Here is a 13680-nt window from a genome sequence, read left to right as displayed (position 1 = left end):
GACATGTAAGCCGATGAGGCGAACAGAAAAGGAGCAAGTTTCAATCCACGCGCCCGTGAAGGGCGCGACCCTCGCCAAGGATCACGAGGCCGATCGGCTCATGTTTCAATCCACGCGCCCGTGAAGGGCGCGACCCAAGCTCTTCGAGCAGTACCTTGATGAGTTGCTGCGTTTCAATCCACGCGCCCGTGAAGGGCGCGACATGAAGAGCGTGGCGCTGTCCGGGAGCTTCTTCAAGTTTCAATCCACGCGCCCGTGAAGGGCGCGACACCCAACCTCCATCTTCTTCTTGGTCTATCAGCAGTTTCAATCCACGCGCCCGTGAAGGGCGCGACTCAAGATCTCGAATGAGATTGGACGTTTGGAGTTGTTTCAATCCACGCGCCCGTGAAGGGCGCGACCTTCCCGTCGATCACCCCAGGCGGCCAGTATCGTTTCAATCCACGCGCCCGTGAAGGGCGCGACCTACGCCCAAGGCGAAACCCTTGCACCTGAAGAGTTTCAATCCACGCGCCCGTGAAGGGCGCGACGCACAGATGATCGCGGAAGAGGAGGCTGGGAGGTTTCAATCCACGCGCCCGTGAAGGGCGCGACGATTCATCGGATCTTTCGATTCCTACAGACCCGAGTTTCAATCCACGCGCCCGTGAAGGGCGCGACATCACCCGACTGACGCTTGCTCCCCTCGGCTCGTGTTTCAATCCACGCGCCCGTGAAGGGCGCGACCGCGGCGAGCACATAGAGGCCTAGGCCGATTGTCGTTTCAATCCACGCGCCCGTGAAGGGCGCGACGCTGAACGCGTCAAATCGAACACAGGATCGGAAGTTTCAATCCACGCGCCCGTGAAGGGCGCGACATGACAACTTTGGCGTGATCCGTCGAGTTCGACGTTTCAATCCACGCGCCCGTGAAGGGCGCGACGACTCAATGCCTGACAAACTCAAGCATTTCTATGTTTCAATCCACGCGCCCGTGAAGGGCGCGACAGCTCGGTGATCCAGGATTCGAACGGTGTTAAGCGTTTCAATCCACGCGCCCGTGAAGGGCGCGACGGGAACGACTCGGGGCAAGGGTCACGAGACGCTGTTTCAATCCACGCGCCCGTGAAGGGCGCGACGAGCGAGTGCCGGCAACTTCAGAAAGATTGTCTGTTTCAATCCACGCGCCCGTGAAGGGCGCGACAGCTGACATTGTTCCGGACATTGCTGGGTATTGGTTTCAATCCACGCGCCCGTGAAGGGCGCGACCTGCGAGTATCCCACCGATCCGGGTACGCGGCGTTTCAATCCACGCGCCCGTGAAGGGCGCGACAAAGACTTCCCGAGCGCCTGGCGATTCAAAGCTGTTTCAATCCACGCGCCCGTGAAGGGCGCGACGCAAAGGTCCGCAATACAGCCAGACTCTGAGGCGGTTTCAATCCACGCGCCCGTGAAGGGCGCGACGATGGTGTCGATTATCTGCGACGTGCTGGCCCGGTTTCAATCCACGCGCCCGTGAAGGGCGCGACGGCATCAGTGTATCTCGAATGGATCCAGTCTCTTGGCGACCCATTTCCGCGCACCTCCTTCCAACTGGCCCCATGCCTGCATCTCCAGTCCGGCCCCGAGGCCGGAATCCATTGGGAATCAATCTGTTCCAGCTGGCGCGTACCTCCCGGGATTCCAGCACCCGCTTCCCATCCGCGCAAAGCCTGCGAGTCTCAAGATCTTGTCTGGAGTCGAACTTCTCACAACTGAGTAAATGAGTAATTCATTACTATTTCGTCGTGTTATATGAAAATAAAAACTACTCACTGCCATCTTAAATTGGGCGATATGGCCTTCAGAGAGAGTTCCATGAATTTACTATTTACTCGGCTCCTTCGCCGGTCTGTTCCGATTTGTATCCTCAATCTCCTGGCTTGGTTCGTTCCAGGGGCTTTGGCGCAGACCGCGACATCTACGATCGCAGTGAGTGCAACCGTGATCAAGGTGTGCATTATTTCTGCCACACCGATGGCGTTTGGCAACTATAACGCGAGCAGTGTCTCTCCCAATGATGCCAGCTCCACCATCTCCGTGACCTGTACGAATGGGACTGGATACGAGGTTTCACTGGATGCGGGCTTGGGCGTCGGCGCCACGACCGCGGTGAGGAAGATGACCAATGTGTCAAATACGCTGAATTATCAGATCTATCGTGACACTGGGCGCTCTCTGAATTGGGGAAATACGGCGGGTGAGACCGTTTCTGGGACGAGTTCGGGTGTCTTGGCGAATCATACGGCCTATGGGCGAATTGCAATTTCACAATACAATGCACCAGGTTCTTATGTCGATACAGTTACAGTTACGGTTACTTATTAGCTGCCTGGCGATTGGCATCGGGAGTGATCGGCTGGAAGCCGGTTCGTTTGCCGTGACTCCGATTCGGGTTGAGCTGAGTTCCCGGAAGCCTACGAACCTGATTCTGGTGGAGAATCGCAGTGAGGCCGAGCGGGATTACCAGATTGATGCGGTCCAGTGGAAGCAACGGGACGGAGAGGATCTCTACACGCCGACAAATGCGTTGATCGTCATGCCGCCCCGCTTCCGTCTCAAGCCAGGAGGCACGCAGACCATCCGGATTGGCACACAGTTGAAGAGCAACGCGGAGGAGCAGGCGTTCCGTCTCTATATCCAAGAATTGCCCTTACGGGCCGATCCGAACGAAAGTCCGTCCACCATGGTGCAGACCTTATTGCGAGTGGGCATCCCCATCTTTCTCGCTGCCGAGCATTCGCCGGCCCCCCCGGGAATTGAAGCCGTTCTGCGGAAAGCTGTGGACGGACGCTTCAGTCTGCAACTGAGAAATCCAAGTGCCGTCCACGTCCAGTTGCACAGCCTCAAGCTGGGGGAAACGGCGCCGATTTCGATCAGCCGCTATCTGCTTCCCGGCCAGAACTTCTCTTTGCCGCTGCCGATGGCTCTTCCGGAAGGACAAGCCTCTGTTCCCCTGGAGGCAGGGACCGACCAGGGTACTTTCTATGTTCCTCTCGTCTTGGAGAGCCATCCCTAAGTGCCTGATCTTCTGTTTGCTGTCCAGCATTCTCTGTGTTCCGAAGACTCTTGCTCAAGAACTCTCGTGCACGGATCTCCCGCAACTCCCCGGTTGCCGGCCCGTCGTTCTGACGGTGCGGGTGAACGGCCAACTGACACCCGCTCTCGCCGACACGGGAATCATTTTCTATCAGGATCAGGAAGGACTGTACGCGGGGCGGGAACAACTGACGGCCTTACGGCTGAAGATCCCCGCCGAGAATGCATTCGGCGTGCAGAACCGAGATTTTGTCGCCCTGCGGTCGATTCCACAGCTACGCTACGAAATCCATGCGGCAACCCAAGAGCTGCGTCTGACGATGCCCCCTGAAGGGTTTGAAGGAAATACAATGGACCTCCAAGCTTCCAAACCGTCTCTGACTCCCATCTCCAGAAGCATTGGCGCCTTTTTGAACTACGATCTTTCAGTGCAACACGACAACCGCACTTCCTTGGGGGCTCTTGGAGAAGTGGGTGTGTTCAGTGGCTGGGGACTGGCGACCACGCGCGTCCTCCGGGGCCTGCGGGGCGGCGCACCGATCCGCCTCGATAGCACTTTCATTCATGATCTGCCCGCTAGAAGGCAGAGCATCCGTCTGGGAGATTCCTGGACCAGTCCGGGGAGTTGGGGCCGCTCTCTGGCCTTTGGCGGGATCCAGTGGGGGACGGATTCCGAGACCCAGCCGGATCTTGTGAGCTTTCCCCAGCAGACGATTCGAGGCGAGGCGCTACTGCCGTCGACGGCAGAACTGTACGTCAATCAGGCACTCCGCTGGACCCAGGACGTACCGGCGGGTCCCTTTGAGATCCGCAACCCGCCGCTCGCCAGCGGGCCAGGACAATTCCAACTCGTGCTGCATGACATGCTGGGCCGGGACACGGTGGTCACGCAGTCCTATTTTGCTTCTGCGCGGCTGCTGCGTGCGGGGCTTGCCGATTTTTCCGTCTCTGCCGGATGGATTCGCAAGGAGATCGGCATGGCCAGCTTCGACTATGGCCGGTCCTTCTTTACGGGGTATTACCGCCGGGGACTCAGCAATCGAGTGACGGGCGAGGTGCGGGCGGAGGCTGCCGCTGGCCTCCGGACCATCGGCTTCCAACTGACAGCGCTCACTTTGCCGCATCTTGTGGTGAGTGGGACGGTGGTTGGCAGTGATGCAGGCGGACGCAGAGCGGGCATGGCGGCCGCCTCGGCGGAGTTCCAGACGCGGCGGCTCTCGTTTTCGCTGCAAGGGAGCCAATCGCAATCCAAGTTCCGGCAACTGGGACTGGACCGGAATCTCACTCCAAACCGGCGGCAAATGGGAGCGAGCCTGGGACTGAATCTGTTGCGCCGCGATCATCTGACGCTGTCCTACTTCCGCCAGGATGGCCTCTATCCGATTCGCTACGTCTCGGGCGCCTATTCGTTGAATCTGACGCAGCGGCTGTCGTGGTCCATGACGGCGAACCGCTCGCTCGATCTTCGCCGGGACCTGATCCTTTTTACGAGCTTGACTTACCGCCTGGGGGAGCAGACCTTGCTCACGCAGTCCTGGCTGCGGAACCAGCGCGGGAACGAAGAGCAACTTACGTTGCAGAAGAATCTTCCTCTGGGAACCGGAAACGCCTATCGCATCAGTGCAGTCTCGGGGGCAGACCGGCGCTTGGATGGAATCTACACGCAACGGGCTTCGTTTGGAGAATTGAATCTACAGGCCAGCGCGACGGAGCAGGGCACCGGGGTTCGTGCGGGGTTTCAAGGCGCGGTCACTCTGCTGGGCGGACAAGCTTTCTTCACGCGCCGGATCGATGATGGGTTTGCCGTGGTGAAAGTGGGGCATTATGCGGGCATCCCGGTCTTCTTCGATAACCAGCGCATTGCGGTGACGAATGCACAGGGCCTCGCGCTAGTGCCCCGCCTGCTCTCTTATCAAGAGAACCGGATTTCCATCGACCCCGAGGGGCTGCCTCTGAATGTATCGATTGAGCGCGCTGATGCGCGGCTGCGTCCGGGCCGCCGGTCGGGCGTCCGCTTTGAATTCCAGGTGCAGGAAGAGCATAGTCTCTATTTGAAGATTGTCGATCCGGAAGGAAATCCCTTACCGCTCCGGTCCGTCGTCCGAGTGGTGGAACTGAACCGGGAGACGGATCTCGGAACCAACGGAATGATGTACCTCGAAGAGGTGCGGGATTCCCGGTTGAGCCTGGAGGTCACCACGCCCAAAGGCGTCTGCCGTCTGGTCTGGACCCGGTCTGCGAAATGGTGGCCAGGCACTTTAGAAGGACCAATGGTATGCCGATTCGAATAATTCTCCTGCTGCTCCTGTTCGCTTCCGGTCTCCGGGGAGTCACCTGCACGGTTTCCAATACCGGAATGCTATTTGGATCTTATAACCCAATCAACGGATCTTACGTCGATTCAACAGGAACAGTCACGGTCAGTTGCTCCACCATCCTTGCGCTTCTGCTGAGTTATACCGTCCAATTGAGCACGGGGTCTTCCGGAACGTACTTCCCCCGGCAAATGAAGTTTGGGGCCAACACTTTGAATTACAACTACTATACGGATGCGGCGCGCACCACCGTCTGGGGAACCGGGACGGGAGGCACGGGAGCCCCCTCCTACAGTGCACTGCTCATTCTGCTGGGAACGGTGACCAATGACTATACGGCTTATGGCAGAATTCCCGCCGGGCAGGCTGCGAAACCAGGAGTCTATACGGACACCATCACCATTACAGTGAACTACTAGCGCTCCTCGAGGAGGAGGACGGCTGCCCGTTGCCGTGCACCCACGATACTTGACTTGCCAGATGAAGAATGACCTAATGTTGCGATGAAGATTGTTCTTTGCAGCGTGATGGTTGAGGAGCAGCAGAAAGCCCTGGAGTTCTATACAGAAATTCTGGGATTTGTGAAGAAAGAAGATATCCCGATGGGCGCTTTCCGCTGGTTGACCGTTGTGTCTGCCGATGCTCCCGATGGAGTCCAGTTACTTCTTGAGCCGAATGTCGGGCCAGGCGCGAAGACCTTTCAAGAGACTCTCTTTGCGGCTGGCGTGCCGCTTACCTCTTTTGCCGTGGAAGATGTGCAGGCCGAGTATCAGCGGATGACGGCTCTGGGGGTGAAGTTCCATGGCGAGCCGCGGACGATGGGCCCGGTGACGCTTGCAATTTTCGAAGACGGCTGTGGAAATTTGATCCAATTGGCGCAGCAGTCTTAGCGCAACTCCTTCCGCTCGAGGAGTGGTGCTTGGCTCCATGTTCCGCCGTGAAGGATAGTATGATGAGCGGCATGGCAGCGAAATACGAACTGAAGAAAACCAAGAGCGGTTTCCACTTCAACCTGAAGGCGCCGAATGGGAAGTACATTCTCACCAGTGAGGTTTATGTGGAGAAACGGAGCGCTGTGAAGGGGATTGAAAGCGTTCAGAAGAATTCCGGCAATGAACGGCAGTATGAACTGCGAAAGTCCAAGAAAGAAGAACCTTACTTCGTCTTACTGGCAAAAAACAAAGAGGTAATTGGCAATAGCGAGATGTATAAGACGATGAAAGGTTGCCGCAATGGAATCGCGTCGTGCATCAAGTTTGGGCCTGGTGCACGACTCGAAGATTTAGACGCCTGAGTGTCTCTTAGTTGGGGATCAAGGCAAAGTGCCGGGCCTTGGGTTGCGCGGCGGCACGCTGGTCTGCCACCAGCGCCGTTTCGAGGACATCGAGTGCCTTGAGTGCATCGAGCAGTTCGGGGCTGGAATGCTTCTGCAAGGGCACCTGCAACTGACGCCAGCGGGCATTGTGAATCCCGGTGTGGTGCAGGGTCAGCGTGTGGACAAGAGCGGCTTGTTCGGCCATCGGGGTGGGGAGCTCGGCCAGATTGATCCCGCTTGCCAGTTGTGCCGCATCGAAACTGCCGATGCGTTGATCCTCAATCTGCAGCGTATAAGAAGCTGCACTCAACCCCTGGACCTTCAACGGCTGACGATTCAATGCTTCGGTGAAATTGGATGACTTGAGGGCGAGCGCCGTCAGCGGATCACTTGTATTGACGGGCATCGGGAGTGCCTCGTCGAGCTGGGTCCAGGAAATCCCATGGCCCGCGCTGCGGACTTCGCTGACATGCGTGTTGGTTTCTTCCAGCACCACCTTGCGCTTCGCATCGATGGTGACCGAGGAGACAATGGCAGGCGCCTTCCAGTCCAGCAGCAGCGCCTTCGCCATGAGCAGATGGCCGGCCGGGCCGGGATGGACCCGATCGGGAATGAGCCGAGCCGCCGCCGTCGCGTCGGCCTGGAAGGCCTTGGTCAGCTCTGCCACTACCGGCGTATTCAGGTCGGCGAGTTCGAGATTTTCTGTCGCAGCCAATTCCTTCAGGAAGTCCGAGTAGCGGCGCAGCACTTGATTGTAACCGCCTGCAAAAAGAGGAGCGCGTGTCACATCGTCATACGGACTCGGCTGGATCAAGGTGATGCGGGTTCCCGGCAATTGCTTCTTAATGACGGCCACGATGTGTTTGTAGCCCTTCGTGTATTCGTCGAACAGCGCAGGATCGAAAGCACGATAGCGGGCGTCGTTCATCCCGAGCATGATCGTCACGAGCGTCGGGTTATAAGGAATCACATCGCGCCAGAGCCGCACATCAATCGGTCCGCCGCCTCCCCCGTTGACGGTATCGCCACCCCAGCCGGAGTGGATGAAGCTGATCTTCGCCTGCGGGTAGCGGGTGGCGACATAGGTTTCGGCAAAGGTGGTGTAGAGCCGCTGGTCGGTGATGCTATCGCCGAAAAAGACAACACGATCATTGGGCTTGAGTGCGAACGGGGTTTGCGCGTGCAGCGGCAGGCTCAAAAGGCCGGCAAGGAGAAAAAATCGCATCACTCGATCGTATCCAAGCCCCGGAGGGCACGCAGGATAGCCAAAGCATTCGGCGAATCGCTGTGGACGCAAACGGTGTCGGCAAAGCGGGCGAGCTTGCCGATCTGGGCGAGCGCCTCGGCGGGGTCCTCAATCTGGGCACGGGGATCGGTCCGCGGCACCAGCAAACCCTTGGGCGTATAACGCCGGTCGGCAAAGGCTTCGCGCAGTGTCGTAAAGCCCTGGCGGCGGAACACATTCACCATGACACTTTGTGCGAGCCCCACCAGAAAGACATCGCGGCAAACCTGTCGGACTCCGAACGCAATGGCCTCGGCCACTTCGCCGTCGGCGGCTGCTTCGTTATAGAGTGCACCATGCACCTTCACGTGATACAAGGAACTGCCGCAGCTCTGGGCGCAGTCCTGTGCGAAGGCCACCTGCTCGGCGACGAGTGCAGAGATGTCGGCTGTCGTATAAGGGTTGCGGAACAGCGGCCGCCTTCCAAAGTGCTCCGGATCCGGATATCCCGGATGGGCTCCGGCACGGACCCCGGCCTCGACCGTTTCCTCGATGCTCTGGCGCGTGAGCTCGCGGTCGCCGGCGTGCGCCCCGCAGGCGATGTTGGCGAGATCGCACAGCGACAGGATCTTACGTTGTTCGCCTGAACGCTGGAGGGCCCAGGATTCTCCTAAGTCACAGTTAATAGACGGAACAGGGGGAATACTTTGTTTCATCTCTAAGCTCGGAGTCCAGTGTCAGAAGGATTGAAAAATAAGAGGACATCGATAATATTTCTAAGGATCAAAGTCCTATCTCCGATGAGGAGGTTGTGATCGCTCCAATAACTTCCATGCACAATGCAATCTCCGAAGCGGGCCTTCCGCTTACAACTCCCTCTATCGATAGCGACCAGGAACTCCGAAACAAGTTTCTGGCTTTGAGCCGCGTCCAGGCCATGATTGAATTCACGCCGCAAGGAGAAGTGATCTCGGCAAACGAGAAGTTCCTTGAGTTGTTTGGCTACAACCTTGATGAGATTGTGGGCAAGCATCACCGGCAATTCTGCGATCCCGCCTACGTAGCAAGCGCCGCCTATGCGGATCTCTGGGAGGGAGTTCGCAAGGGAGAATTCCGCACCGGAGAGTTCAAGCGCTTGGGCAAGAATCACCGGGAAGTGTATATCCATGGTTCCTATAATCCTCTATTGAACGAGGCAGGCAAGGTCTACCGGGTGATCAAGTTTGCAACTGATGTGAGCCAGTCGCGAGAAGAGCGGGGCGAGATCGAGGCAACGCTAAGAGCTGTTTCCAAGTCGCAGGCGGTCATTGAATTCAATCTGGATGGAACGATTCTGAAGGTGAATGACAACTTCCTGAACGTCATGGGGTATGAGGCTGCAGAAGTGATTGGCAAACACCATCGCATCTTCTGTGAGCCTCGTTTCTCGGAATCGGCTGACTACCAGCGCTTCTGGCAGAGTCTGAAGCAGGGTGAGTTCCAGTCGGGCGAGTGCCTCCGGATTGGAAAGGGCGGAAAGAGGATCTGGATCCAGGCGACTTACAATCCGGTTTTTGATCTGAATGATAAGGTTTTTAAGGTGGTGAAGTTTGCTGTCGATGTGACGGCAGAGAAACTACGCTCAGAGGCCTCGGAGAGTGTCTACCGGGCGATTGAGAAATCACAAGCCGTCATTGAGTTCGACCTGGACGGCCGGATCCGCCGGGCGAATGACAATTTCTTGAGCGCCGTGGGCTACCGGCTCGATGAGATTGAAGGCCGGCACCACCGTATGTTCTGCGACGACGCCTACACGGCCTCGCCGGCCTACCAGCAGTTCTGGGAGGAACTGCGGGCGGGGAAATTCCAGGCGGGGCGTTTCAAGCGCCGCAACCGCAATGGCGGCACCATCTGGCTCTTTGCGACTTACAATCCGTTGCTGGATGAGGCTGGCCGGGTGACCGGTGTGGCCAAAGTGGCAGCCGACATCACCGCGGCGGTGCTGAAGGAAATGGAGATGGAAGAATCGATCCGCAAGGTGGCCGGAGAGCTGAACCACCAGACGGCGGATATCGCGAAGCGCTCGGCGACCGTCGCCCATGGGGCCCAGTCGCTCGGCGCGACCACCGAGGAGATGAATGCGTCGGTGGAAGAACTGACCGCCTCGATCAATTCGATTGCCGAAACGGTTCGCAAGGCGACCAGCGTGTCCAAGGGCATGCAGGGCGAGGCGGACAAGGGTTCGAAGATGGTCGACAAATCGATCGAGGCGATGGACATGATCACCCGCTCGAGCGAGGACATCGGCGATATCGTCAAGGTCATCAGCGAGATTGCTTCGCAGACGAATCTGTTGGCCTTTAATGCAGCGATTGAGGCCGCCCGGGCTGGCGAACAAGGCCTTGGCTTCTCGGTGGTGGCCGATGAGGTCCGAAAGCTGGCCGAACGCAGTTCCCAGGCAACGCGGGAGATTTCCAAGTTGATTCAGGAATCGATCAAACGCATCCAGACCGGGAGCGAGACCTCGCGCCAGGCGGCAGAGGCCTTCCATCGCATTGTGAGCTGCGTCACCGAGACTACCGAGCTCACCGCCGAGATCTCGATGGCGGCCGAAGAGCAATTGATTGCCGCCCGCGAAGTGGGAACGGCCATCCAGCATGTGGCGGAGCAGACCGAGAAATCTGCTGGCGCCTCGGAAGCGATTGCAGAAGCGACCAAGGAACTGACCAGTTCGGCCGAGGAACTTTATGAAACTCTGCGCAAGTCTTGAAGAGGAACTTCCGTCGCCCAGCTTCCTTGATTGCGACATCCTGGAGGTGATCCACAAGCTCAAGGCCTTGACTGGAATCAGTATTTCGATCGACAAGCGCTTGATGATTGATCGCCGGATCCGCAAGCGGATGCGGGAGCTGGGCTGCCAGCGGCCCAAGGAATATCTGCAGGAAGTGGAGCGAGACCGCGCAGAGCAGCAGACCTTCATCAATCTGCTGACGACGAATGAGACCTCGTTCTTCCGGACCCAAAGCGTTTGGGAGCACTTCTCAAAGTCCTTTCTGCCGGGCTTTGCCGCAGCGAATCCAACCCGGACGCTGCGCATCTGGTCAGGCGCCTCCGCAACGGGCGAAGAGCCTTTCTCGATCGCAATGAGTTGTGCGGAGTTCCGGCGGGTGCACCCGCAGTTTCGCTTTGAGATCACGGCCACCGATATCGACACGGAGGTGCTGGCGGCGGCGAGCAGCGGCTATTTTGTCGGCAAGTCGATCGCCCGGCTGGAGGCCACCCGGCCCGATCTGATCCAACGCTACTTTCACCCCCGCGGGGAGGGCTTCGCGGTGGGGGAAGAGTTGAAGAGGCAGATTCGCTTCCAACCACACAATCTGATGCGGGCGCTGCACCATCCCTTGCCCTTCGACATCGTCTTTCTGCGCAATGTTCTGATCTACTTTGAAGCGCCTGAACAAACGGCGATTCTGCGGCTGGTCGGGGCGGAGATGAGTCCTGTGGCCCAACTGATCCTGGGCGAGTCGGAGTCGATCTCCCGGCTACAGACCTCCTTCCGCTTTCTCCAGCCTCTTGTTTACCAGAGGACTGGCGAGCGGTGATGACCGCCTCCCGGTCTTCTCCGAAAGAACAGGTGCTCATCTGCGAAATTTTGGTTTCGACGACGGGCATTCTGAAGGCCACCTTGGGTTCTTGCGTGGGCATTGCGCTGTTCAGCCGGAAACCACGGATCTGTGGTTTGGCTCACTGCCTCCTGCCAATGGCGCCACCGGGAAAGGAAACGCAGGATGCGCGGTATGCGAATCAGGCGGTGAGGAATCTGATGCGTGCGATGGGCGTAGCGGCAAAACCCAGTAGAAATCTGACGGCCTATCTGAGTGGAGGGGCAAATGTCCTGCACCTGCCGCAGCATCCCGGTCGAAAGCACATTGGAGAACTGAATCTTGAGGCTTGTAAAGCGGAGTTGTACCAGTTGGGCATTCATCTGGAAGAAATCGAAACCGGCGGAGAACTGGCTTGTAACATGCTGGTCGACTGTGTGGCCCAAACCGTGACCAGTAGCCGCATCCTCAGTTTTCCCGAATCCCCCTTGGAGCAATCATGAGCGAAATGGAATCCGTAGCAACGACAGGAACCAGTGGAATCTATGGGACCTTCTATCTCGATGACGATGAGTACGCCATCGAGATGGAAGGGCTGCAGGAGGTGGTCGATGCGCCTTCCCAGCTGCAACGGATGCCTTTGGCTCCCCCCTTTCTGGTTGGCCTCTATCATCTGCGGGGCCGGGTGTTACCCGTTGCGGATCTGCGGACCCTGTTGAAGTTGCCCCCGGCGGCCCACGCCTCGGACACGCCGCGGAGGATGGCCGTAATCAAGCGCGATTCCGCTTGTGTCGGTGTGCTGTTTGACCGGCTGGGCGAGGTCCTGCGCCTGAAGCCGGAGGATCGCGGCCCGATTGCCTTCGGAGATGCAAAGTGCGGCATTCCCGTCAAAGCGGTGATCTGCCGCGAGGATGGCGAGCATGTGGTGCAAGTGCTCGATTTTGAAGCCATTCTGTCGATTCGCAATCTGCCGGCCATCGAGCGTGGCGGTCATGAGGACGAAGCCGCGCTGCGGATGACTCACCGGATGCGCGATCTCTACCGGGACAAACTGATTGGATTCACCGTCGGGGGCTGTTCGCTTGCCCTCGAAATGAAGTGTGTGAATTCGATCATGGGCAAGCTGGGGCAACTGCCGAGCCCGCGGAAATCGAGTCTGTGCGAGACCATCGTCATGCTGCAAGGGGTGATGGTACCAGTGGTCAAGATGGCGAAACTGTTCCACCTCGAGGAGAATGGAGAACTGGGCCGTTTGCTCATTTGCCGCATTGGAGGGGAATTGATTGCCTTTGAGGTGGATGATGTCACCAGCATCATTCCTTACTCGAAGGAACGAATCCTGCCCATTCCGGTGTTACATGACTTCCGCGCCTCGGTTTTCCAGGGTTCCTTTACGGACCGGGAGGGCAAGGACTTTATTGTCCTAGATGAGAATGGATTGCTCACCCGTCCCGAGATCTCGGAGATTGCGCTCGGGCACCAGCGTCTGGCCACAGAGAATCAGGGGCAGGGAACGGCGCAGCGGCAGGATCGTGGAGGGAAAACCTCCCTGCTCACCTTCCGGGTGGGCCGGCTGTATGGATTAAAACTCACCGAAGTCACAGAGGTTCTCGATTGGCGGCAGGAACTGGCCCGGACTCCCGACACACCGCCCGCCGTTCTCGGATTCATGAACCTGCGTGGCGCGCCAATCCCAGTCCTTGATCCCCGCGTACTGTTCCAGATCGACCACGAAGCAAAGGAGCTGGCTCCCAAGATTCTGGTGTTTCAGGAAGGGGGGCGGAAAATCGGGATGCGCGTTGACTCCCTCGACAGCATCATCTCTACTTGTACCGACGGACAGCAGGAACTGCCGGAGCTGTTCTTCCGTGACGAGAAGGGGCGTTTTGAGGAGAGCTTCTCAAAAGGCATTGAAGTGGCGAAAGAAGATGGGCAAAATACGGCAGTCGTTGTCTTGCACGCAACCCAGATCATCCAACGGCTCTCGAATGCACTAGTTGCCTAGGACGGTTTCGGCAAGCCGAATTTCGCCGTTTTTTGCTTCTTGTTCTTAAACTTCTTGTAAACCGGCGGCTTGCTGGCGGGGCGACCCACCGGGCTTTTCTTCTTTCCATAAACAGCCCCTGGGAAGGCGAGGAAGGCAACAAGAGAAAGAATCACAAAGGAGGCGCGCCACATGGGACTTCT

Annotated in this window: 13 protein-coding genes and 1 CRISPR repeat array (1 of these 14 running past the window's edge); of the genes, 10 read left to right on the top strand and 3 right to left on the bottom strand. The window is 58.0% G+C overall.

Annotation, left to right across the window (positions count from 1 at the left end; genetic code table 11):
- A CRISPR array of direct repeats spans window positions 1-1508; the repeat unit is 32 nt; unit sequence GTTTCAATCCACGCGCCCGTGAAGGGCGCGAC; it reaches 486 nt to the left of the window's first position.
- A 265-nt stretch (window positions 1509-1773) separates the two neighbouring features.
- The 6 genes from M017_RS0124715 (at window position 1774) to M017_RS0124690 (ending at window position 6666) form a co-directional block, all read left to right on the top strand.
- Window positions 1774-2346 (top strand): Csu type fimbrial protein, encoded by a 573-nt coding sequence (locus tag M017_RS0124715; protein ID WP_337588911.1) that lies wholly within the window; start codon window positions 1774-1776, stop codon window positions 2344-2346.
- A 52-nt stretch (window positions 2347-2398) separates the two neighbouring features.
- Window positions 2399-3037, top strand: a complete 639-nt coding sequence (locus tag M017_RS0124710; RefSeq protein WP_031500920.1) for a fimbrial biogenesis chaperone — start codon at window positions 2399-2401, stop codon at window positions 3035-3037.
- On the top strand, window positions 3006-5348 hold the full coding sequence (locus tag M017_RS0124705) for a fimbria/pilus outer membrane usher protein (RefSeq protein ID WP_080508152.1): 2343 nt from the start codon (window positions 3006-3008) through the stop codon (window positions 5346-5348). Before M017_RS0124710 ends, M017_RS0124705 begins: the two co-directional genes overlap by 32 nt.
- Window positions 5333-5791, top strand: coding sequence for a spore coat protein U domain-containing protein (locus M017_RS0124700; protein WP_031500918.1), 459 nt, complete (start codon window positions 5333-5335; stop codon window positions 5789-5791). The genes M017_RS0124705 and M017_RS0124700 overlap by 16 nt, the downstream gene beginning before the upstream one ends.
- A gap of 84 nt (window positions 5792-5875) precedes the next feature.
- Window positions 5876-6262 carry a VOC family protein gene (locus M017_RS0124695; protein WP_031500917.1) on the top strand — a complete coding sequence of 129 codons (387 nt, stop codon included), beginning with the start codon at window positions 5876-5878 and terminating at the stop codon, window positions 6260-6262.
- A gap of 71 nt (window positions 6263-6333) precedes the next feature.
- Window positions 6334-6666 (top strand): YegP family protein, encoded by a 333-nt coding sequence (locus M017_RS0124690; RefSeq protein ID WP_031500916.1) that lies wholly within the window; start codon window positions 6334-6336, stop codon window positions 6664-6666.
- Window positions 6667-6673: 7 nt separating this feature from the next.
- Here M017_RS0124690 and M017_RS0124685 read toward each other — a convergent pair whose 3' ends face one another.
- Complete coding sequence (locus M017_RS0124685) at window positions 6674-7912, bottom strand: SGNH/GDSL hydrolase family protein (RefSeq protein WP_031500915.1); 1239 nt, start codon at window positions 7910-7912, stop codon at window positions 6674-6676.
- Window positions 7912-8628, bottom strand: coding sequence for a 5-oxoprolinase subunit PxpA (locus tag M017_RS0124680; RefSeq protein ID WP_031500914.1), 717 nt, complete (start codon window positions 8626-8628; stop codon window positions 7912-7914). Before M017_RS0124680 ends, M017_RS0124685 begins: the two co-directional genes overlap by 1 nt.
- A gap of 116 nt (window positions 8629-8744) precedes the next feature.
- On the opposite strand from M017_RS0124680, the gene M017_RS0124675 reads away from it, so the two are divergent.
- Genes M017_RS0124675 through M017_RS0124660 form a run of 4 tightly spaced genes read left to right on the top strand, consistent with a single transcriptional unit; the run spans window position 8745 to window position 13498 of the window.
- On the top strand, window positions 8745-10661 hold the full coding sequence (locus M017_RS0124675; protein ID WP_051670839.1) for a methyl-accepting chemotaxis protein: 1917 nt from the start codon (window positions 8745-8747) through the stop codon (window positions 10659-10661).
- The gene (locus M017_RS0124670) at window positions 10639-11493 is read left to right on the top strand and encodes a CheR family methyltransferase (protein ID WP_051670838.1); all 855 of its coding nucleotides are present in this window, start codon (window positions 10639-10641) and stop codon (window positions 11491-11493) included. The genes M017_RS0124675 and M017_RS0124670 overlap by 23 nt, the downstream gene beginning before the upstream one ends.
- Entirely contained in the window at window positions 11493-11996 is a 504-nt protein-coding gene (locus M017_RS0124665) for a chemotaxis protein CheD (protein ID WP_051670837.1), read from the top strand. Before M017_RS0124670 ends, M017_RS0124665 begins: the two co-directional genes overlap by 1 nt.
- On the top strand, window positions 11993-13498 hold the full coding sequence (locus M017_RS0124660; protein WP_031500910.1) for a chemotaxis protein CheW: 1506 nt from the start codon (window positions 11993-11995) through the stop codon (window positions 13496-13498). Before M017_RS0124665 ends, M017_RS0124660 begins: the two co-directional genes overlap by 4 nt.
- Here M017_RS0124660 and M017_RS29575 read toward each other — a convergent pair.
- Window positions 13495-13671: a hypothetical protein gene (locus M017_RS29575; RefSeq protein WP_155121614.1), complete on the bottom strand. Its 177-nt coding sequence runs from the start codon at window positions 13669-13671 to the stop codon at window positions 13495-13497. The two genes, M017_RS0124660 and M017_RS29575, sit on opposite strands and share 4 nt — an antisense overlap.
- Window positions 13672-13680 lie beyond the last annotated feature (9 nt).

It is taken from the genome of Bryobacter aggregatus MPL3 (assembly GCF_000702445.1).
Lineage (GTDB): Bacteria > Acidobacteriota > Terriglobia > Bryobacterales > Bryobacteraceae > Bryobacter > Bryobacter aggregatus.
The sequence above is the reverse complement of the archived record's forward strand: the minus strand, read 5'-3'. Positions and strand labels throughout refer to the sequence as shown.

What these genes read in the sequence shown, in the direction of transcription:
- M017_RS0124715 (WP_337588911.1), top strand. Translation starts at nt 1,774, where the DNA reads ATGAAAATAAAAACTACTCACTGCCATCTTAAATTGGGCGATATGGCC.
- M017_RS0124705 (WP_080508152.1), top strand. Translation starts at nt 3,006, where the DNA reads ATGTTCCTCTCGTCTTGGAGAGCCATCCCTAAGTGCCTGATCTTCTGT.
- M017_RS0124700 (WP_031500918.1), top strand. Translation starts at nt 5,333, where the DNA reads ATGCCGATTCGAATAATTCTCCTGCTGCTCCTGTTCGCTTCCGGTCTC.
- M017_RS0124695 (WP_031500917.1), top strand. Translation starts at nt 5,876, where the DNA reads ATGAAGATTGTTCTTTGCAGCGTGATGGTTGAGGAGCAGCAGAAAGCC.
- M017_RS0124690 (WP_031500916.1), top strand. Translation starts at nt 6,334, where the DNA reads ATGGCAGCGAAATACGAACTGAAGAAAACCAAGAGCGGTTTCCACTTC.
- M017_RS0124685 (WP_031500915.1), bottom strand. Translation starts at nt 7,912, where the DNA reads ATGCGATTTTTTCTCCTTGCCGGCCTTTTGAGCCTGCCGCTGCACGCG.
- M017_RS0124680 (WP_031500914.1), bottom strand. Translation starts at nt 8,628, where the DNA reads ATGAAACAAAGTATTCCCCCTGTTCCGTCTATTAACTGTGACTTAGGA.
- M017_RS0124675 (WP_051670839.1), top strand. Translation starts at nt 8,745, where the DNA reads ATGCACAATGCAATCTCCGAAGCGGGCCTTCCGCTTACAACTCCCTCT.
- M017_RS0124670 (WP_051670838.1), top strand. Translation starts at nt 10,639, where the DNA reads ATGAAACTCTGCGCAAGTCTTGAAGAGGAACTTCCGTCGCCCAGCTTC.
- M017_RS0124665 (WP_051670837.1), top strand. Translation starts at nt 11,493, where the DNA reads ATGACCGCCTCCCGGTCTTCTCCGAAAGAACAGGTGCTCATCTGCGAA.
- M017_RS0124660 (WP_031500910.1), top strand. Translation starts at nt 11,993, where the DNA reads ATGAGCGAAATGGAATCCGTAGCAACGACAGGAACCAGTGGAATCTAT.
- M017_RS29575 (WP_155121614.1), bottom strand. Translation starts at nt 13,671, where the DNA reads ATGTGGCGCGCCTCCTTTGTGATTCTTTCTCTTGTTGCCTTCCTCGCC.